The sequence below is a fragment of the Pseudomonadales bacterium genome (genome assembly GCA_024234165.1).
Lineage (GTDB): Bacteria > Pseudomonadota > Gammaproteobacteria > Pseudomonadales > UBA5518 > UBA5518.
The window spans coordinates 979,577-1,006,023 of the sequence record JACKOP010000001.1 but is presented as its reverse complement, the minus strand read 5'-3'; the positions used below and the strand labels follow the sequence as shown (position 1 = coordinate 1,006,023).

26 protein-coding genes and 1 tRNA gene are annotated in these 26,447 nt (G+C 64.0%); 17 read left to right on the top strand and 10 right to left on the bottom strand.

Features of this window, described 5'->3' with window-relative positions:
- Positions 1 to 34 precede the first annotated feature (34 nt).
- The 3 genes from H7A12_04315 to H7A12_04305 form a co-directional block, all read right to left on the bottom strand.
- Complete coding sequence (locus H7A12_04315; protein ID MCP5320035.1) at positions 35 to 1,741, bottom strand: cbb3-type cytochrome c oxidase subunit I; 1,707 nt, start codon at positions 1,739 to 1,741, stop codon at positions 35 to 37.
- A gap of 7 nt (positions 1,742 to 1,748) precedes the next feature.
- Positions 1,749 to 2,285, bottom strand: a complete 537-nt coding sequence (locus H7A12_04310; protein ID MCP5320034.1) for a cytochrome c oxidase subunit II — start codon at positions 2,283 to 2,285, stop codon at positions 1,749 to 1,751.
- Between the two features lie 87 nt (positions 2,286 to 2,372).
- Positions 2,373 to 2,531, bottom strand: coding sequence for a hypothetical protein (locus H7A12_04305; GenBank protein ID MCP5320033.1), 159 nt, complete (start codon positions 2,529 to 2,531; stop codon positions 2,373 to 2,375).
- A gap of 327 nt (positions 2,532 to 2,858) precedes the next feature.
- Between H7A12_04305 and H7A12_04300 the strand changes: the two genes are divergently transcribed.
- Together H7A12_04300 and H7A12_04295 are read left to right on the top strand one after the other, a co-directional pair.
- Positions 2,859 to 4,586, top strand: coding sequence for a c-type cytochrome (locus H7A12_04300; GenBank protein ID MCP5320032.1), 1,728 nt, complete (start codon positions 2,859 to 2,861; stop codon positions 4,584 to 4,586).
- 112 nt (positions 4,587 to 4,698) lie between these two features.
- Positions 4,699 to 5,952 carry an alginate export family protein gene (locus tag H7A12_04295; protein ID MCP5320031.1) on the top strand — a complete coding sequence of 418 codons (1,254 nt, stop codon included), beginning with the start codon at positions 4,699 to 4,701 and terminating at the stop codon, positions 5,950 to 5,952.
- 28 nt (positions 5,953 to 5,980) lie between these two features.
- Here the strand turns inward: H7A12_04295 and H7A12_04290 are convergent, their stop codons facing one another.
- Positions 5,981 to 7,294 (bottom strand): DEAD/DEAH box helicase, encoded by a 1,314-nt coding sequence (locus tag H7A12_04290; GenBank protein ID MCP5320030.1) that lies wholly within the window; start codon positions 7,292 to 7,294, stop codon positions 5,981 to 5,983.
- A 253-nt stretch (positions 7,295 to 7,547) separates the two neighbouring features.
- Between H7A12_04290 and H7A12_04285 the strand changes: the two genes are divergently transcribed.
- Both H7A12_04285 and H7A12_04280 read left to right on the top strand, forming a co-directional pair.
- Positions 7,548 to 7,624: transfer RNA gene (locus tag H7A12_04285), tRNA-Arg, on the top strand.
- A 115-nt stretch (positions 7,625 to 7,739) separates the two neighbouring features.
- Positions 7,740 to 8,021, top strand: a complete 282-nt coding sequence (locus H7A12_04280) for an antibiotic biosynthesis monooxygenase (GenBank protein MCP5320029.1) — start codon at positions 7,740 to 7,742, stop codon at positions 8,019 to 8,021.
- A gap of 62 nt (positions 8,022 to 8,083) precedes the next feature.
- Here H7A12_04280 and H7A12_04275 read toward each other — a convergent pair whose 3' ends face one another.
- Positions 8,084 to 8,338 carry a hypothetical protein gene (locus H7A12_04275; protein MCP5320028.1) on the bottom strand — a complete coding sequence of 85 codons (255 nt, stop codon included), beginning with the start codon at positions 8,336 to 8,338 and terminating at the stop codon, positions 8,084 to 8,086.
- Positions 8,339 to 8,406: 68 nt separating this feature from the next.
- Here H7A12_04275 and H7A12_04270 point away from each other — a divergent pair, with 68 nt between their 5' ends.
- The 3 genes from H7A12_04270 (at position 8,407) to H7A12_04260 (ending at position 13,831) form a co-directional block, all read left to right on the top strand.
- Entirely contained in the window at positions 8,407 to 9,897 is a 1,491-nt protein-coding gene (locus tag H7A12_04270; protein MCP5320027.1) for a DUF1254 domain-containing protein, read from the top strand.
- A 98-nt stretch (positions 9,898 to 9,995) separates the two neighbouring features.
- Positions 9,996 to 12,323, top strand: coding sequence for an RNA-binding transcriptional accessory protein (locus H7A12_04265; protein MCP5320026.1), 2,328 nt, complete (start codon positions 9,996 to 9,998; stop codon positions 12,321 to 12,323).
- 32 nt (positions 12,324 to 12,355) lie between these two features.
- Complete coding sequence (locus H7A12_04260; protein MCP5320025.1) at positions 12,356 to 13,831, top strand: acetyl-CoA acetyltransferase; 1,476 nt, start codon at positions 12,356 to 12,358, stop codon at positions 13,829 to 13,831.
- A gap of 24 nt (positions 13,832 to 13,855) precedes the next feature.
- Here the strand turns inward: H7A12_04260 and H7A12_04255 are convergent, their stop codons facing one another.
- Positions 13,856 to 14,134, bottom strand: a complete 279-nt coding sequence (locus H7A12_04255; protein MCP5320024.1) for a polyhydroxyalkanoic acid system family protein — start codon at positions 14,132 to 14,134, stop codon at positions 13,856 to 13,858.
- A 190-nt stretch (positions 14,135 to 14,324) separates the two neighbouring features.
- Here H7A12_04255 and H7A12_04250 point away from each other — a divergent pair, with 190 nt between their 5' ends.
- The 3 genes from H7A12_04250 to H7A12_04240 are packed head-to-tail and all read left to right on the top strand — an operon-like array spanning position 14,325 to position 16,752.
- Positions 14,325 to 15,809: a DUF3336 domain-containing protein gene (locus tag H7A12_04250; GenBank protein ID MCP5320023.1), complete on the top strand. Its 1,485-nt coding sequence runs from the start codon at positions 14,325 to 14,327 to the stop codon at positions 15,807 to 15,809.
- 34 nt (positions 15,810 to 15,843) lie between these two features.
- Complete coding sequence (locus H7A12_04245; GenBank protein ID MCP5320022.1) at positions 15,844 to 16,017, top strand: rubredoxin; 174 nt, start codon at positions 15,844 to 15,846, stop codon at positions 16,015 to 16,017.
- Between the two features lie 18 nt (positions 16,018 to 16,035).
- On the top strand, positions 16,036 to 16,752 hold the full coding sequence (locus tag H7A12_04240; protein MCP5320021.1) for a TIGR02206 family membrane protein: 717 nt from the start codon (positions 16,036 to 16,038) through the stop codon (positions 16,750 to 16,752).
- Here H7A12_04240 and H7A12_04235 read toward each other — a convergent pair.
- Positions 16,728 to 17,867 carry an acyl-CoA/acyl-ACP dehydrogenase gene (locus tag H7A12_04235; GenBank protein MCP5320020.1) on the bottom strand — a complete coding sequence of 380 codons (1,140 nt, stop codon included), beginning with the start codon at positions 17,865 to 17,867 and terminating at the stop codon, positions 16,728 to 16,730. The two genes, H7A12_04240 and H7A12_04235, sit on opposite strands and share 25 nt — an antisense overlap.
- Positions 17,868 to 17,895: 28 nt before the next feature.
- Positions 17,896 to 19,092 (bottom strand): acyl-CoA dehydrogenase family protein, encoded by a 1,197-nt coding sequence (locus H7A12_04230; protein MCP5320019.1) that lies wholly within the window; start codon positions 19,090 to 19,092, stop codon positions 17,896 to 17,898.
- Positions 19,093 to 19,292: 200 nt separating this feature from the next.
- Between H7A12_04230 and H7A12_04225 the strand changes: the two genes are divergently transcribed.
- Together H7A12_04225 and H7A12_04220 are read left to right on the top strand one after the other, a co-directional pair.
- On the top strand, positions 19,293 to 19,448 hold the full coding sequence (locus H7A12_04225; protein ID MCP5320018.1) for a hypothetical protein: 156 nt from the start codon (positions 19,293 to 19,295) through the stop codon (positions 19,446 to 19,448).
- Positions 19,445 to 21,001 (top strand): AAA family ATPase, encoded by a 1,557-nt coding sequence (locus tag H7A12_04220; protein ID MCP5320017.1) that lies wholly within the window; start codon positions 19,445 to 19,447, stop codon positions 20,999 to 21,001. The genes H7A12_04225 and H7A12_04220 overlap by 4 nt, the downstream gene beginning before the upstream one ends.
- 7 nt (positions 21,002 to 21,008) lie before the next feature.
- On the opposite strand, the gene H7A12_04215 is transcribed toward H7A12_04220, so the two are convergent.
- Positions 21,009 to 21,665, bottom strand: coding sequence for a TetR/AcrR family transcriptional regulator (locus H7A12_04215; GenBank protein ID MCP5320016.1), 657 nt, complete (start codon positions 21,663 to 21,665; stop codon positions 21,009 to 21,011).
- Positions 21,666 to 21,724: 59 nt separating this feature from the next.
- On the opposite strand from H7A12_04215, the gene H7A12_04210 reads away from it, so the two are divergent.
- Entirely contained in the window at positions 21,725 to 22,399 is a 675-nt protein-coding gene (locus H7A12_04210; protein ID MCP5320015.1) for a phasin family protein, read from the top strand.
- 53 nt (positions 22,400 to 22,452) lie between these two features.
- Here H7A12_04210 and H7A12_04205 read toward each other — a convergent pair whose 3' ends face one another.
- Complete coding sequence (locus H7A12_04205) at positions 22,453 to 23,226, bottom strand: SDR family oxidoreductase (GenBank protein ID MCP5320014.1); 774 nt, start codon at positions 23,224 to 23,226, stop codon at positions 22,453 to 22,455.
- A 127-nt stretch (positions 23,227 to 23,353) separates the two neighbouring features.
- Here H7A12_04205 and npdG point away from each other — a divergent pair, with 127 nt between their 5' ends.
- Genes npdG through cofC form a run of 4 tightly spaced genes read left to right on the top strand, consistent with a single transcriptional unit; the run spans position 23,354 to position 26,436 of the window.
- Positions 23,354 to 24,046, top strand: coding sequence for an NADPH-dependent F420 reductase (gene npdG, locus H7A12_04200; GenBank protein MCP5320013.1), 693 nt, complete (start codon positions 23,354 to 23,356; stop codon positions 24,044 to 24,046).
- Positions 24,039 to 24,800, top strand: a complete 762-nt coding sequence (cofE, locus tag H7A12_04195) for a coenzyme F420-0:L-glutamate ligase (GenBank protein ID MCP5320012.1) — start codon at positions 24,039 to 24,041, stop codon at positions 24,798 to 24,800. Before npdG ends, cofE begins: the two co-directional genes overlap by 8 nt.
- Positions 24,797 to 25,744 (top strand): 2-phospho-L-lactate transferase, encoded by a 948-nt coding sequence (locus H7A12_04190; protein ID MCP5320011.1) that lies wholly within the window; start codon positions 24,797 to 24,799, stop codon positions 25,742 to 25,744. Before cofE ends, H7A12_04190 begins: the two co-directional genes overlap by 4 nt.
- The gene (gene cofC / locus H7A12_04185) at positions 25,741 to 26,436 is read left to right on the top strand and encodes a 2-phospho-L-lactate guanylyltransferase (GenBank protein MCP5320010.1); all 696 of its coding nucleotides are present in this window, start codon (positions 25,741 to 25,743) and stop codon (positions 26,434 to 26,436) included. Before H7A12_04190 ends, cofC begins: the two co-directional genes overlap by 4 nt.
- Positions 26,437 to 26,447 lie beyond the last annotated feature (11 nt).

Below are 26,447 nucleotides of genomic sequence, written 5' to 3'. Positions count from 1 at the left end.
GGGCCGCGCTGGCACCCCGGACGGGAACGACGTATCAGCTCAGTCCCCAAGTCTCGGCCAGGAACTTCCAGTTGATGAAATAGTACAGCGCGAATGCCACAAAGAACACCGTAACCAGCACCATTGTGCCCGGGATCGTTATGGTACCGATGCCGATCGTATGGTACTTCTCTGCCGGCGGGGGAGCACAGACCATCTGGCGGCCCAGTTTCTCGTTCTCGCCGAGCTTGCGGCCGAACAGGATCGAACCGACGACCACGATGATGTACATCGCACCACCCAGGGCGGCGAGGACCGCAGACAGACCGTTCAGGCTCATCAGGGTCAGCGCTGCAGCCGAGAACTCGTAGCCGTTGCCGGCACCGGCGCTCGAGAACAGGATGTCCCAGTGGCGGCGTGGTACGCCCAGCGTGCCGGCACCCATCAGGAACAGCGCCACACCGGTCATGCCTGCCATGTAGACGTAAGGCTGCCAGCGTGCGACGCCCTTCAGGATCAGGTCACGACGGAACAGGATCGGCACCAGCCAGTAGGTGATACCCATGAACGCCAGCGTGCTGCCAACGACCACGGTGCCGTGGAAGTGACCAGGCACGTACATGGTGTTGTGGATCACGAGGTTGATCTGTTCGGTACCCATCACGACACCGGTGATGCCGCCGAGCACGCCGAAACCGACCAGCGACATGAACATCGCCGAGAACACCGGGTTGCCCCAGGGTGCCTTGCGCAGCCACTCGAAGAAGCCGGAGTTCAGTCCGTGTGCACGCTGGGCCGCCTCGATCGAGCCGGGTACCGTCATGCCATGCACCATACTGGCCATTACCGCCAGGTACATCGCGTAGCTGGTGTTGAAGATCTTCCACTCGGCGCTGAGGCCCGGGTCCACCAGCAGGTGGTGGGCACTGGCGACCTGCAGCACAGTGATATAGAGGAAGAACGCGAAGCGGCTGACCTTCTCCGACAACGGCTTGGCACCGAACAGCACGGCTGCCGTCAGATACCAGATCGACACGTGGGTGGCGACGTTGATCTGCTGCGAGGAGTGACCGAAGGCCCACCAGATGAGGCGGTAGACGCCCGGATCGACGTGCGAGATCAGGCCGAGGTTCCACAGCAGGGTCGGGATCAGGATCACCGCGCCCGAGGCGATCGTGAAGATCGCGATGATGCACGCCGTCAGCGCCCCGAAGCTCACCAGCGGCAGCGAACCCTGGTAGGTGCGCTCGGAGCGTGCGATCACCAGCGTGCCCAGGAAGATGAAGCAGTGGATCAGCGCGCCGACCGCGAACAGGATCAGGCCGACGTAGAACAGCGTATCGGCTGGCAGCGGAACGTACGAGGTCATCATGACGCTCGAGTTGCCCTTCACCAGGACCGCGTAGTTGTTCAGTATGGCGCCGACGACCATCAGCCCGGTCGATGCCCAGCCGAGCTTCGGTGTGGCGATACGGCTGCCCAGCAGGATCGCAGACGCGAAGTGCAGTACTGCAACCTCGAAGAAGATCATCCAGTAGATCAGGACGTTGATGCCGTGACCGGTGAGCACCTTGTAGAAGGTGTCGGCCGGCAACAGGTGCACTTCGGGCCAGCGGGTCAGGCCGACCAGCAGGCCCAGTACCCCGCCGACGAGCAGGAATACCACGGCGAGAACCGCGTTGGCCTTGATCAGGGCTTCGGCGGGGCGGTGGATCTTGAAGCCCGAATCCGGGCAGATGCGAAAGTCTGTGTTGGCGTTCATTGCTCCCTCACTCCACCACGTGGATCTTGCCGAGCATCATGTGATGCCCGATGCCGCAGTATTCGTTGCAGACGATGGAATACTCGCCCACCTTGTTCGGCGTCACGGTCATCACCATGTCGTAACCCGGCAGTACCTGTATGTTCAGGTTCGCCGGCTGCAGCGAGAAGCCGTGCTGCCAGTCCATCGACGCGAGGTGCAGCCGGTAGCTCTGGCCCACCTGCAGTTCCAGCGCAGGCCACCACTCCCACAGACGGCCGAGCATGTACACATCGCTGCCTACCGGCGGCTTCACGACCGGCTTGCCGTTCTCGGTGCGCACCGTGTGCTGGTCGACACCGGTCTGCACCTTCTTCATGTAAACCTCTGGCGTGGTGTGGTAGGCCTCGCTCGAGAGGTTCTGTTTGCCGTACACGTGCCAGAACGGCATCGCCAGCGTGAGGATGATGCCCCAGACGATGACGACTGCGATCCAGATCAGTTCGGACTTCTCGATCGGCTCCTTCCACCAGAGCTTGTTGCTGGGGGGTGAAATGCTGCTCATTGGCTGTTTCTCCAGGTGAGTATTCCGTGGCGTGATGTTCGGTCACGCGTCCCGTTCTTCTATATGAAACGACCGGTCATGCGATGCTCAGGGGTTGGCGATCGGCAGTGACACCAGTTCCATCACTCCCCACACGATGTAGGTCAGCGTCGGCACGGCAAGGCCGATGAACAGCAGCAGGAACGGGTTGTCGAGAATTTTCTGCATGAAGGGCTGGTCCTTCGGGTCGAGCTCGTCGTCTTTCATGGTCTGGCTACCCCTTGTGTCGATGATGATGAGATCCGGTCGTGAGGCACGAGACACGGCCTCTGCGACAAAGCGTCGCAACTGTATCTTAGGCAATGGATCCCGGGCAATTCTTGATATGGATCAGCACATTCCCGATCGAATTGCTCGGATTTTCGCGAAAACTGCACAGGGCAATCCCGCGCGCCACGAGACTGAACTTTGATGCATCTCAAGCATCGCATCAGCCCGCTTTCGTTATATTATGACGCAGAGGTTGAATAAGGATAAAGAGGTTTTTGTGGTATTTGCAGTACTGGAAATGAAACTCGAATGCAGGAGCTATCAATGAAGACGTTCAGGAGCAAATTGATCAGCGTGGCGTGCGGTATCGCCGCGATCGCGATGAGCGGGGCAGCGGCTGCTGCCGACCAGACCGGTCACCCTGGCACAACGGGTACGTCGTTGCGCTACATGGGTGCACCTACCATGGACCAGCCTTTGAAGATGGTCACGAGCCCCGGGGCTCCAGACCTCAGTGAGGCCCAGTTTGCCGAGTCGACAAAGATCTACTTCGAGCGCTGCGCCGGCTGTCACGGGGTGCTGCGCAAGGGCGCAACCGGCAAGCCGCTGACGCCGGACATCACGCAGCAGCGTGGCACCGAATACCTGAAGGTGCTGATCAACATGGGGACTCCGGCAGGCATGCCGAACTGGGGTACCTCGGGGCAGTTGAGTGCGGAGCAGATCGACGCGATGGCGCGTTTCCTGCAGCACGAGCCGCCGAGCCCGCCCGAGTGGGGCATGAAGGAAATGAAGGACAGCTGGAAGGTCCTGGTGCCCGCGGACAAGCGTCCCACCAAGAAGATGAACAAGTACAACATCGAGAACATCTTCGCCGTCACGCTGCGTGACAGCGGTGAGATCGCGCTGATCGATGGCGACACCAAGCAGATCATCAACATCATCCCGACCGGCTACGCGGTGCACATCTCGCGCGCGTCGAACTCGGGCCGCTACGTGTTCACGATCGGTCGTGACGCGAAGATCGACATGATCGACCTGTTCATGGATCCGCCGCAGGTGGTCGCCGAGATCAAGATCGGCCTCGAGGCGCGTTCGGTCGAGACCTCGAAGTACAAGGGCTACGAGGACAAGCTGGCAATTGCCGGTGCCTACTGGCCGCCCCAGTACGTGATCATGGACGGCGCGACGCTGGAGCCGAAGAAGATCGTCTCCACCCGCGGCATGACCGTCGACACGCAGGAATACCACCCGGAGCCGCGCGTGGCGGCAATCGTTGCCTCGCACGAGCACCCGGAGTTCATCGTGAACGTGAAGGAGACCGGCTATGTGCTGCTGGTCAACTACAGCAATCTCGATGCACTCAGCGTGACCTCGCTGGAAGCTGCACGCTTCCTGCATGACGGTGGCTGGGACTCCACACACCGTTATTTCATGACGGCGGCGAACAATTCGGACAAGATCGCGGTCATCGATTCCAAGGAGCGCAAGACCGCGGCATTGATCCCCGTGACGAAGATTCCGCACCCGGGGCGCGGTGCAAACTTCGTCGATCCGAAGTTCGGGCCAGTATGGGTCACCAGCGCACTCGGCAACGAAAACGTCTCCGTGATCGGTACCGACCCGGCCAAGCATGCCCAGCATGCGTGGAAGGTAGTGCGCGAGCTGAAGGGTCCCGGTGGCGGTTCGCTGTTCGTGAAGACGCACCCGAAGTCGAAGAACCTGTGGGTCGACACCACGCTGAACCCCGATGCGAAGCTCAGTCAGTCGATTGCCGTGTACGACACCACCAACCTCGACGCCGGCTTCGTGAGCCTGCCGATCGCCGAATGGGCTGATCTTGGTGAGGGTCCGAAGCGCGTCGTGCAGCCCGAGTACAACATGGCGGGCGACGAGGTGTGGTTCTCGGTCTGGAACGGCAAGGAGCAGAAGTCGGCGATCGTCGTGGTCGACGACAAGACGCGTACGCTGAAGACCGTGATCAAGGACCCGCGCCTGATCACCCCGACCGGCAAGTTCAACATGTACAACACCCGCAAGGATATCTACTGATCCTCACGGGATTCCTGTCGACGAGGCCAGGGACGGCCCGCTTTCATCACTCCCCCGTCCGTGTCGCGAACAATGCGGACGGGGAGTTTCATGTCAATACAGGGGTAACCCCATGAATCAAGCACACAAGAGCCTGCTTGCGATGGCCTGTGCGGCCGTGGTTGGCGGTGCTGCAGCACCGGTTTTTGCGCAGGAGGCCAGCGGCACGCTGGTCGATGCAATCCGTGGCGGTGAAGTGAAACTGCATTTCCGCTATCGCTACGAAGATGTGGACCAGGACAACGCACTCAGGACCGCGCACGCGTCGACACTGAAATCACGTCTGACGTACACCACGAAGCTCTGGGAGGGCTGGCAGGCCCAGGCCGAAGTCGAGAACATAAGCACGATTGGTGACGACGCCTACAACTCGACCCATAACAGGAAGAACAATTACTCGGTCGTCGGTGACCCCAAGGGAACCGAGATCAACCAGGCCTGGATCGCGTATTCAGGTTTCGGCAACTCGACGCTGAAGCTCGGGCGCCAGCGCATCCTGCTGGATAACGAACGCTTCGTCGGTGGTGTCGGCTGGCGCCAGAACGAGCAGACCTTCGACGGCGGTTCGTTCATCAACAAGTCGTTGCCGGACACGACGATCACCTACGCCTACATCGCCAACGTCAACCGTGTATTCGGACCTCGCGACGGAACCACGGCAGCGTGGCTCGGCGACTGGGATTCCGACATCCATCTGCTGAATCTCAGCTATACCGGCTGGAAGATCGGCGCACTCAGCGCCTACGCGTACCTGATGGATATCGAAGAGAAGCTGGCGCAGGCGCAGTCGAACGAAACCTATGGCCTGCGTTTCAGCGGCAAGCAGGCGCTGGGTCAGACGGTCAACCTGCTGTATACGCTCGAGTACGCACGTCAGGAGGACTATGCGGACAATCCGGTCGGTTACCGCGCTGACTACTACACGTGGGAGGGTGGGCTTGCACTGCCGCGCGCAGTCACGTTGACGCTTGGTCAGGAAGTGCTCGAAGGCGACAGGGCGCAGGCTGGGCGTGCGTTCCGCACGCCGCTGGCGACTTTGCACAAGTTCCAGGGCTGGGCCGACATGTTCCTCGCGACGCCCAATGCCGGTATCGAGGACAGCTACGCCGGGGCTTCGGTCGTGTTCGCCGGCATCACCGCCGCTGTGGTATGGCACGACTTCCAGGCCGAGGACGGCGGTAAATCCTACGGCGACGAACTCGATGTGTCGCTGACCCGCAAGTTCGGCCAGTACCTGACCGGCATGCTGAAATACGCCGACTACAAGGAAGACGGCTTTTCGGTCGACACCCGCAAGATCTGGGTGCAACTGCAACTGGACTTCTGAGTCCTTCGCGGTGCGCGCGGCAAAGCCCTCAGCGGCTTCTGCCCGCGCGCGCCTTTCCTTGTTCCCGCGAGCCCGCAGCAGTAGCAGTACGACGCGCCGCATTTCCGTGTGATGTGCCGCGATGCGACTGTCTGCGCGGCGGCAGCGGTGGCCGTGTGTCGATATCGGGACCGGCGCTGCGTACGGTTGCTTCCAGTTCCGCCGAATCCTCCGTCGATAGCGTCGCTCGCGGCAGTTTGCGCCGGATCAGACGCTCGATTCCTGCCAGCAGTGGCAGATCCTCGTCGGCGACCAGCGAGATCGCTTCGCCGGACATGCTGGCACGACCGGTGCGACCGATACGGTGTACGTAGTCCTCGGGCACGTTCGGCAGATCGAAATTCACCACATGCGGCAGCTCCTTGATGTCGATGCCGCGCGCCGCGATGTCGGTGGCCACCAGCACCCGTGTGCTGCCATCCTTGAATTCGGCAAGCGCCCGCGTGCGTGCGGACTGGCTCTTGTTGCCGTGGATCGCCAGTGCGCTGATGCCGCCCTTGCTCAGTTGTTCTGCAAGCCGATTCGCACCGTGCTTGGTGCGCGTGAATACCAGCACCTGTTGCCAGTCGTGATGCCTGATCAGCCGTGCCAGCAGATGACGCTTCGCTTCCTTGCGCACCACGTAGACCCGCTGGTCCACGAGTTCTGCCAGAGCGTTGCGGCGTGCGACCTCGATTTCGAGTGGCTGGTTCAGCAGCGAATCGGCAAGCCGCCGTATGTCGTCGGAGAAGGTGGCCGAAAACAGCAGGTTCTGACGCTTTCTCGGCAGCAGCGCGAGCACACGCTTGACGTCATGGATGAAGCCCATGTCGAGCATGCGATCGGCTTCGTCGAGTACCAGCGTGCTCACGGTCGAGAGGTCGAGCGTGCGCTGCTGAACGTGGTCGAGCAGGCGTCCCGGTGTCGCGACCAGGATGTCGAGCGAGCGTGCCAGTCGCTCGACCTGCGGTTGCATGCCGACACCACCGAAGATCACGGTCGACTGCACTGAGGTGTGCTTGCCGTAGATGCGCACCGATTCCTCGACCTGTGCGGCGAGTTCACGCGTCGGCGTCAGGATCAGTACGCTGGGGCGTCGGCGTGTATTGGCGCCGGACTGTGCGATCTGCGCGTGCAGGCGCTGCAGCAGTGGCAGCACGAAGCCGGCGGTCTTGCCGGTGCCGGTCTGTGCGCCGGCGAGCAGGTCCCGACCGTCGAGCACGGCGGGAATCGCGGATTTCTGGATCGGTGTCGGTTCGGTGTAGCCGTGTTCGGCAACCGCACGCACGATCGGGTCACTGAGACCCAGAGCGGAAAAACTCATGGATGGTCCTTGCTGGGGTCGACGGCGCACTGCCCTGGCGGGCGTCAGTCTCGGGCCGAAGAGAATGTCATTGCTTACGGAGGGCGCCGGCAGACTGTGAGCCGGCGTGCCGCAGTGTAACAGTCACGGAGCGGTGTGCATGGCCGCGATCACGGCATTAATCACCGGAGTGGGCTACGGAAACGAGCTGCATGTTCGACGCATGTTCGACGGTTGACGAAGCCGGATGGCCTCAATATAGTACGCGGCCTTCGCACCCGTAGCTCAGCTGGATAGAGTACCTGGCTACGAACCAGGTGGTCGGGAGTTCGAATCTCTCCGGGTGCGCCATTTTCTTCTTCTTTGCTTGCGGGAATTGACGTCTCAGGTGGCTGGATTCCCGGCTCCCCGCTGCGGTGTCGCAGCGTGCCGGTTCTCGCGTGTGACAACCAACGAGACCGTTGCCATGCATACCGCTTTCGTTCGCATCAAGGTCAACCCTGCAAGGGCGGGTGCCATCGGTGAGGCCATGCGGGCACTGGTGGCGCCGACGTTGGCTGAACCGGGCTGCATCAGCTACGAGTTCTACTGCGACTGCGAAGATCCTTCGCTGTTTCTGTGCTTCGAGCACTGGCAGGATCGCGAAGCACTGGATCGCCACGGCAGCACGGCGCACGTACTGCGTTTCCTGAACGAGTTCGGCGGCGACATCGAACGTTGGGATGTGAACCATACGCGGGCGCTTTGATACGCGCGTGAGCCCTGGTGCGATGTCGGTTTGAGCGATCGGACCGATGGGTGGGCAGACGCTCAGTCGTAGATCAGCGAGGGAACCACGACCTCCCATTGTCCGCAGTGGATGAGGTTGTCGAACCCGGGAGATCCGTCGTCGTTTTTGCGCGTCGTGATGGCGGCACGTTTCCAGTCCCAGTCGTGTTGCAGCGCAGCAAGTCGTTCCAGTTCCATGACGGCGGCGACGGCCTGCGTCTGCGTTTTCTGCTCGCATTGCAGGATCGCTGCCGGCTCGGTCCAATAGTCGAGAATCACGCAGCGACTCGCAGACATGAGCACGTTGCTCCGATTCCGCACATCAGCGTGTATCCTGTACCCGACCAGAACGATGGAGACTTCCGATGCGCCCGCACGCCTCCCTGCCTGCCGTACTGTGCCTGCTGTGTGTGTTCGTGACGCCGTTGCGCGCGGCGCCTGCGGCTTCACCGCTGGATCGGGACCTTTCGAGCGAACGCATCGCCGAACTCACCGCTCAGGCCTTCTACTGGGGCCTGAACATCGCGGGCTTCTACGAGCTGCGTTATCTCTACACGCAGTTCGAGGAGTACCCGGCATTCAGCGGACTGAATCGCGTGAAACCGAACAAGCGGTTGTTTGATGCGAGTGTACGCATCGCGACCACGGTGAATGCCTCGACGCTTTATTCGGGTGGCGCCTTCGACGTCTCGCAGGATCCGATCGTCGTCGAAGCCGGTGCCGTCGACGACGGCCGCTACTGGAGCGTGCAGGCAGCGGACCAGTACGCGAACTGGTTTTTCATGGTGGGATCGCAGTTCACCGGCAATGCGGCGCAACGCTATCTGATCGTTGGGCCGCACTGGCACGGCACGTTGCCGGCAGGTTTCCGCTCCACCGAGATCGTGCGCGCCTCGTCGGACTCCTTCTCGCTTGCCACACGCGTGGCCGTGACCACGCGTGACGAGCAGGACATGCAGGCGGCCGGGGCGGTGATCGACAACGTGCGCGTCGCGCCGCTCGCGTTGTGGCTGCGCAATGGCGGGCGCGTGCCGCCGCTCGAGGAGCAGCCGATCGTCAAGGGCGACTACCGGAATTTCGAGCGCATGCGCCAGCTCGTCGACTACGGCAAGTCGATGCGCGGTGTCGACCTGCTGCAACTGCTGAGCCTCGCGCTCAACGACCCGGCGCTTACCCTGCGCAGCGATTCGGTCACCGAGCGGGCGACGCTTGCCGAGCTCGAACCACTCGGTTTGCGCAAGGGGTTCATCTTCGATCCGGCGGGTCTCAGCGAAGAGCAAAGGACCGCGATCGAAGCGGGCTTCACGGTCGCACGCCGCAGCGCACGCAGCGCGATGGAGAAGTCGCTGATCGACATGAACGGCTGGAAACTGCAGTCGAGCCTGTTTCACGACGATCTTGACTATGTTGCCAAGGCAGGCGCCGACGACGTTGCGTGGGGAACGCCGGTGCCTTATCAGTCGCACAGCATTGCCTACGTGTTTCGTGACAGCGAAGGACGTCCGCTGGACGGCCGCCACCGCTACATATTGAGCTTCGATCTGGCGGCGCTGCCGCCGGTCACCGAGTTCTGGGAACTGCCGGTCTACGACGAGCATGGCTACTTCATCGACAATCCGATCGATCGCTACAGTCTGACCAGCTATCTGCAGCAGGCGGGCACCTACCACCAGGAAAGCGGCAAGCTGGTGTTCTACCTGCAGGCCGAGCGTCCGGCCGACCCCGAGCAGGCGCGTAACTGGCTGCCTATTGCAGCCAGCGGAGGATTCCAGCTTGCAGCGCGTTTCTATGGTCCGATGGCACCACTGATCGACGGCAGCTACGCGATGCCGGCGATCGTGCGCGTGGGTGAATAGCCGGCAAGCCGCAAGCAGAATCGGCGGTTGTGCACAAGTCTCGCCGCGTATCGACCGGCTGCGCATAATCCGTGCCCTTCTCGAACCGGGGACGGGCAATGAACAGCATCGAACAGCGAATCGCGGACGAACTCGGCGTCCGTATCGAACAGGTTGCAGCGGCCGTGGCCTTGCTCGACGGCGGTGCCACGGTGCCCTTCGTGGCGCGCTATCGCAAGGAGGCCACTGGCGGGCTCGACGATGTGCAGTTGCGCGCGCTCGAGCAGCGCCTCGGCTATCTGCGTGAACTCGAGGAGCGGCGTGAGGCGATCCTGAAGAGCATCGCAGAGCAGGGCAAGCTGACTCCGGAGCTCGAGAAAGTCATTTGCGAGGCAGACGCCAAGGCGCGCCTCGAGGACCTGTACCTGCCGTACAAGCCGAAGCGGCGCAGCAAGGCGCAGATCGCCCGCGAGGCGGGCATCGAACCGCTTGCCGATCTGCTGCTCGCCGAGCCCGAACGTGATCCACGGCTCGAGGCACAGTCGTTCGTGAATGCGGAAGCCGGGTTCGGCGACGTGAAGGCAGTGCTCGACGGAGCCCGCCAGATCCTGATGGAGCGTTTTGCCGAAGACGCGGCGCTGGTCGGGCGTGTGCGCGAGCTGTTGCGCAGCGACGGTGAACTGCGTTCGCGGGTGGTTGAAGGCAAACAGGCCGAGGGCGCGAAATTCGGTGACTATTTCGTGCACGACGAACGACTGGCGAAGGTGCCTTCGCATCGTGCGCTGGCGATGTTCCGCGGTCGCAATGAAGGCATCCTGCAGCTTGCGGTGGAACTGCCCGGCATCGACGAGGCGGCGTCGCATCCCTGCGAAGGCTTGGTGGCTGCACATACCGGCATCGCTGATCGCGGTCGCAAGGCCGATGCCTGGCTGCTCGAGGTGGCGCGCTGGACGTGGCGTGTGCGCCTGTCGCTGCACGTGGTCGGTGATCTGCTCGCGGAGCTGCGCGAGGCGGCCGAAGCCGAGGCCATCCGTGTGTTCGCCGCCAATCTGCGCGATCTGCTGCTGGCGGCCCCTGCCGGCCATCGTGCCTGCATCGGGCTCGATCCGGGCTTGCGCACCGGTGTCAAGGTGGTCGCGCTCGACGGTACCGGCAAACTGCTCGAGCACACGACGATCTACCCGCATGCGCCGCAGAACCGCTGGGCGGAATCGCTGGCCGTGCTGCAGCGCATTGCCGCACGCCACGGCAGCGAGCTGGTGGCGATCGGCAACGGCACTGCATCGCGCGAAACCGAGAAGCTGGTCGGCGAGTTGTGCCGCATGCACCCCGAACTTGGCCTCACGCGCGTGGTGGTGAGTGAGGCCGGTGCGTCGGTGTATTCGGCGTCCGAACTGGCAAGTCGCGAATTTCCGGATATCGACGTCAGCATTCGTGGTGCGGTCTCGATCGCACGGAGGCTGCAGGACCCGCTTGCCGAGCTGGTCAAGATCGAGCCGAAGTCGATCGGGGTGGGACAGTACCAGCACGACGTGAACCAGCATCGGCTTGCAAAGGGGCTCGATGCGGTGGTCGAGGATTGTGTGAACAGCGTCGGTGTGGAGCTGAACAGCGCCTCGGCTGCACTGCTCGGGCGTGTCTCGGGGCTCGGTGGGTCGCTGGCACAGGCGATCGTCGATCACCGGGACCGCAACGGTCCGTTTCGCAGCCGCGAAGCGTTGCGTGCCGTGTCGCGTCTGGGGGCGCGCACCTTCGAGCAGTGTGCCGGCTTTCTGCGCATCACGGGTGGCGACAATCCGCTCGACGCCTCGGCGGTGCATCCGGAGTCGTATGCGGTGGTCGAACGCATCGCGGGCACGCAGGGATGTTCGGTGATCGAACTGGTCGGTAACGCCGAGCGCGTGCGTGCGATCGACTTGCGGCGCTTCGTCGGCGCGGAGAGCGGCGAGATGACGCTGCGCGATATCCTGCGCGAGCTGGAGAAGCCGGGTCGCGATCCACGGCCGGCATTCCGCACGGCCGCGTTCGCCGATGGAATCGAGACGCTGGCCGATCTGCGCCCTGGCATGGTGCTCGAGGGCGTGGTGACCAACGTGGCAAACTTCGGTGCATTCATCGATATCGGTGTGCACCAGGACGGGCTGGTGCACGTTTCGGCGCTGAGCCGGCGTTTCGTGCGCGATCCGCGCGAGGTGGTCAAGGCCGGTGATATCGTGAAGGTCAAGGTGCTCGAGGTGGATCCGGCGCGCAAGCGCATCGGACTCACCATGCGCCTCGACGACGAGCTGCCGGGGGCTGCTGAAGAGGCGCGCCCTGCACGCAGCGCAACGCCCGGTTCGAGGCCGGAACGCGGCCGCGACGCTGGCTCACGCGGCAAGAGCGAACCGCCGCCGCGTACCGGGACGCTTGGCGAGCTGCTGTTGGCGGCGCAGAAGCGCAACCGCTGAAGACGACTTCGGGCAAAGGGAGGATTTCTGCGATGCATTCGATCGATCCGCGCACGCCGGTGCTCGTCGGTTTGGGCACCGTCCAGCAGCAGGAGCGGGATCCGGCGATGGCGCAGGAGCCCGTGCAGTTGATGATTGCAGCGGTGCGTGCAGCCGCTGCCGATTGCGGCAGTCCGGGACTCGCGGCTACCGCCGAACGCATCTGTGTGCCGCAGGGCATGTGGCGCTATGGGGATGCGGCGCGCATGGTCGCGCGCGCCGTCGGTGCCCGGGCTGCGACCACGGTGTGTGCGAAGGTCGGCATCCTGCAGCAGTCCCTGATCGGCGATGTCTGCCGGCGCATAGCCGCCGGCGAGATCGACAGCGGCATCGTGGTCGGAGGCGAGGCACGTTTCCGGGCGTTGCAGGCGCAGATTGCCGGCGTCGACGCAGCCGAGACCGTGAACCAGGATACGCCCGACGAGGTGCTGGAGCCGGCTGCAGAGCTGCTGCTGCCGGTCGAGACCGAGTCGGGGCTCGGCATGATGCCGGTCGGGTATTACGCGGTCGTGGAAAGCGCGTTTCGTGCCGCTCAGGGCCTGACCCCCGATGCGCATCGCGATCGCATTGCCGCGCTCTACAGCCGTTTCAGCGAGATCGCCGCAGGCAATCCGCATGCGTGGAAGCGCGAACACCTGCCGGCACAGCAGATTCGCGACGCATCGGCGCGCAACCCCATGCTCGCATTCCCGTACACGAAGCTGCACAACAGCTCGTGGAACGTCGACCAGGCCGCGGCGCTGTTGTTCTGCTCGGCGCAGCGAGCGAGTGCTCTCGGCATTGCACGGGAACGCTGGATATTCCCGCGTGCGAGCAGTGAGTCGAACCATATGCTCGCGCTGTCGGCGCGTCCGCAGTTGCATCGCCTGCCCGGGGCCCGTATCGCCGGGCAGCGTGCGCTCGAAGTCTCCGGGCTCGATGTGCACGAGCTGGATCTGGTCGAGCTTTATTCCTGCTTCCCGATCGCGTTGGAACTCTACGCTGCCGAACTCGGCATTTCGCGTGAGCAGGACTGGACCGTGACCGGAGGCATGCCGTTTGCGGGTGGGCCGTTGAACAACTACGTGCTGCAGGCGACTGCGCGCATGGCGGAGCTGCTGCGCGAGGGGCGCGGCACGAACGGGCTGGTGAGTTCGGTGTCTGGCTATCTGACCAAGCAGGGCTTCGGTGTCTGGTCGCGCGATCCGGGACCGGCGGGCTTTGCGTCCGTCGATGTCAGTGACGAAGTCGCCGGCGTTACCGTGCCGAAGCGTGTGGTCGCACCACCCGATGGAGTCGCACGCATCGGCGGCTATACGGTGGTCTACCGGGAGGGGCAGCGCGCGTGCGGTGTGGCGGTGCTCGATCTGCCGGATAACACCCGCACGCTCGCAACCACTCGCGTTCCGGCCCAGATGCAGCGGTTGGAGAGCGAGGAGTGCTGCGGGCGTACCGTGCAGGTGAGCAACCGCGAGTTCGTTCTTGCTTGAGCGTCCCGGGTACGCCGGCTGCGCTCAGCTGAGGTGGCGATCCAGATAGCCCTCGATCTCGTTCTCGATACGACCCTTCAGCATCCGCATCAGCATGCCGAGTTTCACGTCGACCAGGACTTCTTCCTTTTCCAGTGTGAGGCGTGCATCGATGCCGCCGGAGTAGTTGTAGTGCACGGTATCGCCTTCCCACGAGTAATCCCCGCCGAAGCTCTGCTGCAGGTGCTGCGCCAGCTTTTCCGCGCGCTTGCGCAGTGTCTTGCGGTCCAGGTCGTGCTCGCGCTCGATGTGGATATGACTCATGCGAGATCCTCCGGTGATGTTATTTTGCGGCGATTGTGCGCGCTCGGCGCGTGCTTGCCAATCGGCAGGAAGTGCCATAATGAAACCGTGATCCATCCGGGAGCAAGCCGGGTTGCAGAAGCAGATGGATGAAGCGTCGGTGCGGGTGTTCGAGACACCGACAACCGGCAGTTCGGGCATTCGCCCCGTGATGCGCGTGGTCGCGGACGCGCTGCCCGATTTCGCCCGCCTCGCGCGGCGCAACCGGCGTCTGCATGCTCTGGAAAGGGTCATGCAACACGCCAACGACTATGACGAGTGGCGCGAAGCTGCCATTGCGTACGACCAGGAGGCCGGGCTCGAGGAGTGGAAGATCAGCGACGCCTCACCGTACTACGATCACAAGCTGATCCGACGCCGGCTCGCGCAAATCGTCGGCGTGCGCGAAGGCGGCGATCTGCATCGTGTGATGTTCGCGCTGGAGCAAGGGCTGCACGGCAATCTCGGGCATATCTCGAATCCGGCGCTGTACCGCTTCACGCGCTTCGGCACCAAGCGCCTGATCGAGCATTACCTGGCCGAAGTCTGCGCAACGCTCGATTGGGTCTGCGACGAGGAGTCGGGAGATGTATCGCTCGCCGAGAAGATCGAATTCTTCGAGCAGACCTGCCAGACCTTTGGTCAGACGGCGCTGATGCTCAGTGGCGGTGCGGCGCTTGGCATTTACCATATGGGCGTCGTGAAGTCGCTGTGGGAGCACGGTCTGTTGCCACATGTGATCTCCGGTTCCAGTGCCGGTTCGGTGGTTGCTGCCGTGCTCGGTACGCACACCGACGAGGAGTTGCGCGAAATCATGGCGCACCGCCGGCCACTGGTCGGTCTGATCAGACGCAACACCGCCCGCAACCGGGCGTGCCTGCTCGATGTGGAGCATTTCGACCGGGTGCTGCGCGAGCGTATCGGCGCGATGAGTTTCCTGGAAGCGTTCCGGCACAGCGGGCGTGCGATCAACATCACGGTGCATCCTTGTGACCCGATGGAAGAGGGGCGGTTGCTGAACTACCGTACTTCGCCGCACGTGGTGTTGAACAGTGCAGTGCGCGCCTCGTGCGCGGCGCCGTTCCTGATGCCGCCGGCGGAACTGTTCGCGAAGACGATCAACGGCGAGGTCGTCCCGTACCTGAAGAACCGCAGATTCCTCGACGGCTCGATCGGCGACGATCTGCCGATCCGCCGGCTGACCCGTCTCTATGGCGTCAATCATTCGATCGTCAGCCTGGTCAATCCGCTGGCGCTGCCGTTCGCATCGAGGCGTGTGCACTCGGGTAGCGATGTCGGTGCGATCACGCGCCATTACGCGACACGGCTGTTCCAGGAGACCACGAACTACTCGCTGCAACTGGTGCAGAAGGGGATTCCATCGGACGAGCTCAGGTTCGCGATCGACAAGCTGCGCTCGGTGATGACCCAGGATTATCGCGGCGATATCACGCTGGTGCCGCCGCGGCGGATGGCGCATGTCTACGGGCTGTTGCGCAGCCAGACGCATGCAGAGGAAGCGGCCTTCATGAAGATCGCCGAGCGGGTTGTGTGGCCGGTCCTGGAGATGATCAGGAACACCACGGCAGTGAGCCGTACCTTCGGCGCGTGTCTGGCGCGGTTGCGTTCGCGCCGTGTTGCGCGGCGTGTGCATTGAATGATTGATGGATTCTGCGACGACGGAGCAGGGGATGAGCGGTTACAGGAAATGGGAGTGCGTGATCTGCGGCTTCATCTACGATGAGGCGCTCGGCTTGCCGGACCACGACATCGCGCCGGGTACGCGCTGGGAGGACGTTCCGGACGATTTCGAGTGTCCCGATTGCGGTATCGGCAAAGCCGACTTCGACCTTCTGGCGGACTGAGCGCCGGGCTCGCTCGCCATGCCCCCCTGGGCGTTGCAGTTCCAGAACTTCTCGACGCTGCACCTGCTGACAGTGTGCGGTTTCGGCGTGTTGTGGGCGCTGCTGGCCGGTGTCGGACGTATGGTCGCCGGCAGCGTGCTGGAGTCGCACTGGCGCAGCGGACTGTGCGTGTCGCTTGCCGTTGCGTGGGCGGTTGCCAACGGCGTGCAACTCGCGCCGGGCTATTTCGTCGCCGCCAGCAACCTGCCGCTGCAGGCCTGTGATCTGGCCGGGATCCTCGCGCCGCTGGCGTTGTGGCGCCGCACACGATTGCTGCTCGGTGTGCTGTATTTCTGGGGAGTGGGCTTCAGTGTGCAGGCAATCCTCACGCCCGATCTCGCCGAAGGTCCGGCGCAGGCCGAGTTCTGGATGTTCTGGGTGCCGCACGCGAATCTCACCGGCGCCGCCTGCTACGCGCTGGTGGTGGAACGCTTCCGTCCGGGCTGGCGCGAGTGCCTGCAGGCCTACGGTCTGGCCGTTCTGTACCTGGTGTTCATCCTGCCGTTCGACCTCGTGACCGGTTTCAATTACGGCTACGTAGGCCCGCAGACCCTCGAACAGCCGACGCTGCTCGACGCGCTGGGCCCCTGGCCGTGGCGGATCGCCGGGATGATGGCGGTGGCGTTGACCGGCTTTGTGCTGCTGCTGTTGCCGTGGCTGCCGCGTGCGGCTCAGAAGCCGCGCAGCGTGGCGTAGCGCGAACGGTGGAAGCGCGTGTCGCCGAGAATCTGCATCGTCACGCGCGCCCGTTTCAGGAACAGTCCGATATCGAGCTGATCCGTGATGCCGATTCCGCCGTGCATCTGCACGGCCTCGTTGCTGACCAGTTCGCACGCGTCGTTCGCGCGCGCCTTCGCCAGGCTGGCCACCATCGCCAGCAGTGGAGAAGCAGAATCGACTTTGTCACAGGCGTCGCGGACCACGCTCTGCAGCAGTTCCAGGTCGATGAACATCTGCGCTGCACGGTGCTGCAGGGCCTGGAAGGTTCCGATCAGCGCGCCGAACTGTTGGCGTTGTTTCAGATAGCCGACGGTGCGCTCGAAGCACTCGTGGGCACTACCGAGCATCTCGGCAGCGATCGCGGCACGCCCGCGGTCCAGCACCTGCTCCAGTACCGGCCACGCTTCGCCCTCGCCGCCCAGCAATGCCGTTGCCGGTACATCGACGTCATGAAATTCGATACGTGCCGCGTTGCGGCTGTCCATCATGGGGGTGCGCCGACGTGATATCCCCGGCGCATGGGCGTCGACCAGCAACAGGCTGATCCCCTCGGCGGATCCGGGTTCGCCGCTGCTGCGGGCAACGACCACGAGCCGGTCGGCGCTGTGTCCGTCGAGCACGAACTGCTTGGCTCCGTTCAGGCGGTAGCCGTTGCCGCTGCGCTCCGCTCGCAACCGTACACCGAGTGGCTCATGGCGGTGTGATTCCTCGAGCGCAAGCGCCAGGCAGATGTCGCCGGCCGCGATTCCAGGCAGCACCGCTTCCTTCTGGTGTTGATCGCCAGCGAGCAGGATTGCCGAAGCACCAAGCACGCACGTTGCGAACAGAGGCGAGGCGGTGAGCGTGCGACCGGTTTCCTGCAATACCACACCGAGCCCGGCAAAGCCGAACTCGAGTCCCCCGAATTCCTCCGGGATGATGATTCCGGACCAGCCCATCGCAGCCATTTCAGCCCACAGCGCCTGCGAGTAACCGAGCGAATCGTCGTCGTCGCGCAGTTCGCGCAACGCCGCAACGGGAGCCTTTTCCTGCAGGAACTCGCGCGCGGTGTCGCGCAGGTGTCGCTGCTCTTCATTCAATACCATGGGCATCGTTCGGTTCCCGTACAGCGTTTGGTGTTCAGGTCACACCAGGAAGTCCAAGGGCGCGCTTGGCGATGATGTTGAGTTGTATCTCGGAAGTGCCCCCGGCGATGCTGAGCGCCTTGTTGAACAGGCACTGGCGTGTCGTGGCGAGTTCGGCCGCCGTGAAGTCGTCTCCCATCCAGCCGATGCCCTGGTTGCCCATCATCGCCATCATCAGTTCGTACTTGCGCTTTTCCTCCTCGGTGCCGCAGTACTTCATGATCAGTGGCGTCAATCCGTTGCCGACTCCGGCGCGGGTTTCCTCGAGAATGCGCAACTGCGTCAGCCCGATCGCGTGCACCTGCATCTCGTGACGTGCGAGCGCATCGCGCAGCAGCGGATCGTCGATACGACCGTCACTGCTCGGCAGGTACTGGCGTGCGCACTCGATCGGCGTATGCGCGGCGATCGTCACCGTATCACCCATGTCAGACATCAGCTTGCGTTCGTGGCGCAGCAGTGCCTTGGCGACGGACCAGCCCTCGTTCAGCTTGCCGACCAGGTTCTCCCTGGGCACGCGCACGTTGTCGAAGAAGGTCTGGCAGAACTCCGAATCGCCGTTGATCAGCTTGATCGGCGTGACCGAGACTCCGGGTGTTGCCATGTCGATCAGCAGGAAGCTGATGCCCGACTGCTTGTTGCGCGCGTTGGGGTCGGTGCGTACCAGGCAGAAGATCCAGTCCGAATGGTCGGCGTGGGAAGTCCAGATCTTCGAGCCGTTGACGATGAAGTGATCGCCGTGGTCTTCGGCGCGCGTCTGCAGGCTGGCGAGATCGGAACCGGCGTTCGGTTCACTGTAGCCCTGACACCAGCGTATCCGGCCTTCGGCGATGGCGGGCAGGTGGATGCGTTTCTGTTCCTCGTTGCCGAACTCGAACAGCGCCGGTCCAAGCATCCAGATGCCCAGGCCGAACAGGGGGGCGCGGCAACCGAGACGCACCATTTCCTTGCGCAGGATGCGGGCATGCTGGCCGGTCAGTCCGGCGCCGCCGTATTCACGCGGCCATTCCGGAACGGTCCACCCCTTGGACAGCATGCGCTCGAACCACAGCTGCGCGTCTTCGGAGACGAACTTCGCCCTGCGCCCGCCCCAGTACTGCGCCGCGTGCGAGGCAGGTGTGCGTTGCGACGGGGGGCAATTGGCTTCCATCCAGTCGCGAACGTCGGTACGGAATTTTTCGAGATCTTCCATAAGACTGCCCTGGCCAGACCTCCTCGATTCGGAATCGCGCAAGCTTAAGGCCTGCCCGTCGCATGACAATGACAATAAGGATCGCCCTGCATTAACAATAGCGGTCAGCCGTGGCGCGGTGAAACGGCTGTTCTGCCTTCCGGATCGATCACCGGGCGCATAAGATGGCTGCGCATCGCGTGGGAACGACGGAGGCCTGCATGAAGCGTTTCGAAGGGCAGGTGGCTCTGGTCAGTGGCGGCAATGTCGTCAACGCTGCGTCCACCTCGGCGCTTGCGGGTCTGCCCTGGGGCGGAGCGTACCCGGCATCCAGGGGCGCCACACGGTCCCGATTGCAGGTGAGGAGCGAGCGATGATGTCGGTGGTTGAGTCGCTGCTGCGTCCCGCAGCGTTGCCGGGTTGTGCGCAAGCGGCGCGCCTGATCGAGACGCATATCTCATGGGTACTGCTTGCCGGCGAGACTGCGTACAAGATCAAGAAGCCGGTCGATCTGGGTTTTCTGGACTATTCGACGCTGGCGTTGCGCAAGCATTTCTGCGAGGAGGAACTGCGCGTCAACCGCCGTTACGCGCCGCAGATCTATCTGGACGTGGTTGCCGTGACTGCGGGTGCCGCGGGTGCGGAAATCGACGGTTCGGGGCGAGTGCTCGACTACGCCGTGCGCATGCGCCGCTTTCCCGACGATGCGCTGCTCAGCGATGCCGCAGCGCGCGGCCTGGTCGATGTGGCGCTCTGGCGCCAGCTCGGTGTAGACATTGCTGCAGTGCACGCGGTGCTTCCGCTGGCAGGGCCCGAGCACGAGGACGGGCGCGGAACTCCGCTGCAGTTGCGTGACGCGGTGAACCAGAACTTTCGCCAGACCCGTCCCTATCTGCGCGACGGAGCGGACCTCGCCTTGTTGAACCGTCTCGAGGAGCAGGCGTGGGCGGCCTGCCAGACCTGCGAACGGACGCTGTGGCAGCGCTATGAGAACGGGTTGGTGCGCGAGTGTCACGGTGATCTGCATCTCGGCAACATCGTGCTGCTCGACGGGCGTGCGGTCGCTTTCGATGCGATCGAGTTCAACCCGGCACTGAGCTGGATCGATGTGATGAACGAGCTCGCCTTCCTGGTCATGGATTGCGAAAGTCGTGGTTGCGGCGAGGGTGGATTCGTCGCACTGAATGCCTGGCTCGAACACTGCGGCGACTACGCCGGACTCGGTTTGCTGGACTTCCTCTGTACCTATCGTGCGATGGTGCGCGCGAAGGTTGCCGCGCTGGGAACCGGCCGACCGCCACTGGCCGAAGGATCACCCGCGCATCGCGAGTGCCGGCGCTATCTGGCGCTGGCAGAGCGCTACACCCTGCCACGCCGGCCGTTCCTCGCGATCACCTGCGGTGTCTCGGGTTCGGGCAAATCGACGTTGGCGGAGAAGCTGGCCGGCGGCGCGCGTGCGATCCGCCTGCGCTCGGATGTGGAGCGCAAGCGTCTGTTCGGCATTGCGCCACAGGACGACAGTCGCGCGATGGTCGGCGGTGATGGGATCTACACCGCAGAGGCAAGCCGGCGGACTTTCGCGCGGCTGGAGGAACTTGCGCGCGACATCATTGGCAGTGGCTTGCCGGTGATCGTCGATGCGACCTTCATCCAGCGCGCGCATCGTGATGGCTTCCGTCGCCTCGCACGCGAACTCGGCGTACCGTTCCACATCCTGTTCTGCGATGCGCCGCGTGCAGAGCTGGAGCGGCGTGTGCGTGCGCGCAGTGCAGCGCGCAGCGATGTCTCGGAGGCGGATATCGAAGTGCTGGCTGCACAGCTCGCGGCCGCCGAGTTTCCGCAGCCGTCCAGCGAGCCGGAAACGCTTGCTGCAGCTGGCGGTGCTGCATTGACGTTCGAGGAGCTGCTGGTCCGTCTCGCCGGCGCCTGAGCGTCGTTCAGCGTCGTCGTGGCGTCGTGGCCGTCGTGCTGCGCGAGTGGATCGTGCGGGCGGTTTCCATGAATTCGCGCTGCAACGCATTGATATGTGGCGCGACCAGCGACAGCACCTGCAGCACGCCATCGTCGATGACGGTTTCATCGTCGCTGCTGCGGTCTCCCATCAGGTTGTCGAAGTTCAGCCAGTAGGTGATCGTGAGCGCGATGCTGCGCGCGAGCAGCGTGATCTGGTCGTCGTCGATTTCCATGAGGCCGGCAGCGCGCAGCTGCACGCAGATTGCACGGGCTGCATCCTGCTTCATGTGCAACAGGCGGCGGAACGGACGGCGGATATGCTCGTAGCGTTGCAGCAGCAGCGAGACGTTGCGGTACAGGAAGCGGTAGGCGTGGATGTGCTCGAACACCACGACGAGGTAGAACCAGTTGTCCTCGAGACGCAGCGGATCCTGTACCGGTGCGCGCAGGATCACGTTGAACTGCTCGTAGAAGCGTGCGAACAGCTCGCCGACCAGCTCTTCCTTGCCCTTGAAGTGGTAGTAGAGGTTGCCCGGACTGATATCGAGTTCGTTGGCGATGTCGACGCTGGTGACGTTCGGTTCACCTTCGCGATTGAACAGCTCGAGACTGACCTGGATTATACGGTCGCGTGTTTTCATCGGGCGCAACATTACTAGTATGCTGTGGCATATTCCAGTGGCACGCGGAGGATGCGTCGATGGCGAAACCACGCAAGCAGAAGCAGCAGGAGAGTGGCGAGACGACCGCGCGCAAGATCTGGCTTGCCGGACTCGGTGCCTACGGCAAGAGCCTCGAGGGTGCGCACGATCAACTCGACAAGGCGAGCCAGGATGCGTCCAGGTTCTTCCACGATCTGGTCGATAAAGGTCAGGAGATCGAGGGGCAGGGCCGCGATGCGATCAAGGGGCGGATCAGCGAGGCACGCGAACGGATCTCCGGCGTGCGCGAGCGGATCGGCGATGCAGCAGACAGCAACAGCCGTTCGGTGGAAGACATGATCGGTCGGGTGCGTCAGCGTCTCGGTTTCGGCGACGACCCGGTCCCGGGACGAATCGATGCGCTGACCAGGCAGGTGAATTCTCTGGCGCGTGCGGTTTCCGGGCTGACCGGCGGCAAGCGCGTGGCGAAGAAGGCTGCGGATCAGGCAGACAAGCGTGCGCCACGTGCGCCAGACAGTACCGATCCGGCAGCGTCCGGAGCGGGCGCGCCTGCAGCACCGGGAAGGGCCGATTCGGGTCCAGCCGGAAAAAAACAGGCGGCTTCACGCAAGGCGCGTTCCGCTGTCGCGAGCAAGGCGGTCGTGGGCAAGAAGGCTGCAAAACGGTCGGCGAGTCCTGGCAGGTCTCGTTCCGGCACACCGCGCACGCGTTGAATGCCGCACGGCCGTGGCAACCCTCGGCGGGGCGAGCTACGTGCGCACCGCCGTCAGGGGGCGGTCGATGCCGCGAGGAAAGCCGGTGCCTCGCCGCCGCCGTGCACCGTGATGGCAGCGCCCGAGATGTAGCCCGCGAGCGGTGATGCGAGGAAAAGGCATGTATTGCCGATATCGGCAGGGATTGCCATGCGCCCGAGCGGGATGGTACGGCCGACTGCAGCGATTCCCTCGTCGTCACCGTAGTGCAGGTGCGCCTGCTCGGTCTGCACGAGTCCCGCGATCACCGCGACGACGCGCACTTTCGGTGCCCACTCGACGGCCAGCGAATTGGTGAGGTTCACCAGTCCCGCCTTTGCTGCCCCGTAGGCAGCCGTTCCGGGCGAGGGGCGGATCGCGCTGACGCTGGCGATGTTGATGATCGTGCCGCCCTCATCCTGTTGCTGCATCACGCGGTTCACGACCTGGCTGAAGTTCAGCGGGGCGAGCAGGTTGAGCCGGATGATCGACTCCGAGAAGCGCGGTGAAGCAGTGGCGGCATCGGCATTCGGTGCGCCGCCCGCGTTGTTGATCAGCGTATCGATGCGGCCGTGCTGTGCGGCAATGGCGTCGACGCAGGTCACGATCTGGTCGTAGTCGCGTACATCGGCCTGCCAGAAGCTGGCCTCGTTGCCCGCGCATGCAAGCGGTTGCTCGGGTGGTGTGCGACCGATCACTGCAACCCGTGCGCCTGCTGCGAGGAAGCAGCGCGTGATGCCCGCACCCACGCCTTTGGCACCCCCGGTCACGATCACTACCTTGCCGTGCATGTCCAGCCCGTCCTGCATGGGTTCCTCCGAATTCCGGCATTTCACTTGCGACGCTGCTTGCGTCTAGAATGGCGCGCCATTATAGCCGGGGCGCTGCGCCATGCGCGGTCCGGGTAACATCCCGCAACGGTACCACGGAGGATGCATGAACGAGGCGAACGTTTCGAAGAAGATCGCGATTCTGGGAGGTACCGGCGCACTGGGCACCGGTCTGGTACGACGCTGGACGCAGGCCGGACACGCGGTGATCATCGGCTCGCGCACGCTGGAAAAGGCACAGGCCGCACTCGAAGAACTGCGCCAGGTCATGGCCGAATGGGGCGCTACGCACGTCGATGTTGCCGCGATGGAAAACCTCGATGCCGCACGCGCAGCCGACATCGTGGTGCTGACGGTGCCGTTTGCACACCAGAAGTCGACGCTCGAGCACGTGCGATCGGCGCTCGCCGGCAAGATCCTCGTCGACGTGACGGTTCCGCTGGTGCCGCCGAAGGTCGGTACCGTACAGATGCCGCCCGAGGGTTCGGCAGGCACCGCGGCGCAGCAGTTGCTCGGCGAATCGGTGAAGGTGGTATCGGCATTCCAGAACGTGGCCGCGCATCATCTGCAGGAGGGGCACGGCCTCGAGTGCGACGTGCTGGTCTGTGGCAACGACAAGGAAGCGCGCCAGGAGGTCATCGGGCTCGTCGAGGCATGCGGCATGCGCGGTTTTCATGCCGGGCCGATCGCGAACTCCACCGCAGCGGAGGCGCTGACTTCGGTCATCATCAACATCAACCGTACGTTCAAGTGCCACGCGGGAATCCGCATCACCGGGATCGAAGGCGGCGGTGAGTGAAACACTGCAACTGATCCCGCTCACCGGGCTGCCGCTGGTGGAGCCTGGTGACGATGTCGCCGCGCTGCTGATCGACGCAGCGCACCGTTGCGCCGGTGGACTGCGTGATGGTGATCTGCTGGTGATCGCGCAGAAGATCATCTCCAAGGCAGAGAACCGCTACGTCGATCTGCGCGACGTGGTGCCGTCGGCGCGCGCGCTTGAGCTCGCTGGTCCAGCCGACAAGGATCCGCGCCTGGTCGAGGTGATCCTGTCCGAGTCGCGCGAGGTGCTGCGCCAGCGTCCCGGCGCATTGATCGTCGAACACCGGCTCGGTTATGTGCACGCCAACGCCGGCGTGGATCGCTCCAATGTCGCGGATCCGGACAAGGTGCTGCTGCTGCCGCTGGATCCGGATGCCAGTGCGCGAGGCGTGGGCGAGCGCGCGGCCCGGGAGACGGGTGCAACGATCTCGGTGATCATCAACGACTCTGCGGGACGGCCATGGCGTAACGGCATCACCGGTTTTGCGATCGGTTGCGCCGGCTTTCGCCCGGTCGTGAACCGTATCGGAGCACCGGATCTGTTCGGTCGCAAGCTCGAGATCACCGAGATTGCAGTGGCCGATGAACTCGCCGCGGCGGCATCGTTCGTGATGGGGCAGGCCGACGAGGCAATCCCGGCAGTGCTGGTGCGCGGGGCGGCGCTCGAGCCTTCGGACGAAGGCATGCAGGCGCTGCTGCGGGCACGCGAGCGCGACCTGTTCCGACAGTGAACGCTGCAGGGCGCGTCGTCGCAATCTCCGGGGGCGTGGGTGGTGCCAAGCTCGCCAGCGGACTCGCCACCGTACTCGCGCCGCAGGAGCTGCTGGTCGTCGCGAATACCGGTGACGACTTCGAACACCTCGGCCTGGCCGTCTGTCCGGACCTCGATACGTTGATGTACACGCTGGCCGGTCGCGCCGACCCGGAGCGCGGCTGGGGGCTCGCCGGCGAGACCTGGCACTGCCTGGAGGCTCTCACCGGACTCGGTGGTCCGGACTGGTTTCGCCTCGGTGACCGCGATCTGGCGACACATCTGCGGCGCACGGCGCTGTTGCGTGCCGGGCATACGCTGAGCGAGGCCACTGCCGAACTGGCGCGATCGCTGGGAGTGCGGCACACGATCGCGCCGATGAGCGACACGGCGGTGCGCACGCTCGTCGATACCGATCGAGGTACTTTCGCCTTCCAGGAGTATTTCGTGCGCGAACGCTGCGAACCCCGCGTGCGCGCACTGCGCTACCAGCATGCCGAATGCGCACAACCGGTTCCGACGCTGCACGACTGGCTTGCAGGGGGGGACTCGCTGGTCGTCGTGTGTCCCTCGAACCCGTACCTGAGCGTCGATCCGGTACTCGCGGTTGCCGGCATGCGCGCGCTGCTCCAGTCGCTGCCGGTAGTCGCCGTTTCGCCGATCATCGGGGGCAGGGCGATCAAGGGCCCGGCAGCAAAGATGATGGCGGAACTCGGCATGCCGGTATCGGCCTGCGGGGTCGCAGAACATTATCGCGGGCTGGTGCAGGCATTCGTGATCGATCACGAGGACGCGGCGCAGGTGGATGCGATCATGGCGCTCGGCATGCGCGTACTGGTCACCGATACGGTGATGCGCGATGCCGGCGATCGTGAGCGCCTTGCGCGCGAGGTGCTGCAGTTCATGGCAGAGCGGGCGGAATGATCGCCGAAACCTTGTGGGTGCTGGTGCCGCTGAAAAACCTCGACCGTGCCAAGGAGCGCCTGGCGGGAGCGCTGGATCCGCGTGCGCGACGCCAGCTGGTCGCTGCGATGGCGCGTGACGTGCTGGCAGCGCTGCTTGGCGTTCCGCTGGCCGCGAACCGTATCGTGCTGGTGTCGGACGATCCCGACGTCGCGGCACTGGCACGCGAGCTCGGTGTCGATCTGTTCCGCCCGGGTCCGGCAGTGCAGGATCCGTTGAATGCGGCGCTTGCCGAGGCGACGCGCCATGTGCTGCAACGGGGTGCAACGGATCTGCTCGTGCTGCACGCCGATCTGCCGTGCGCGACGGCTGCCGAGTTGCGTGCATTGATTGCTGCCCACCGGGAGCGGTGGCACGACGATGGTTCAGCACGGATCACGCTCGTCAGCGATCGCATGGGTACAGGCACCAACTGCCTGCTGAGCACGCCGCCCGGGGTGGTTGCCTACCGTTTCGGCATCGACAGCCGGCGGCAACACCGTGCGGCGGCGGCGACGGCGGGAGTTGCCTGTGCGGAATTCGACGCCGACGGACTCCGACGCGACATCGACCAGCCGGCGGAGCTGGCCGCGCTTGTGGAGCTTTCCCAAAGTCCCCAGAATGGCTGCGGGGAGCATACGACGCGACTGCTGTTGCGATTGCATCCCGCCTAGCCCACGCAACC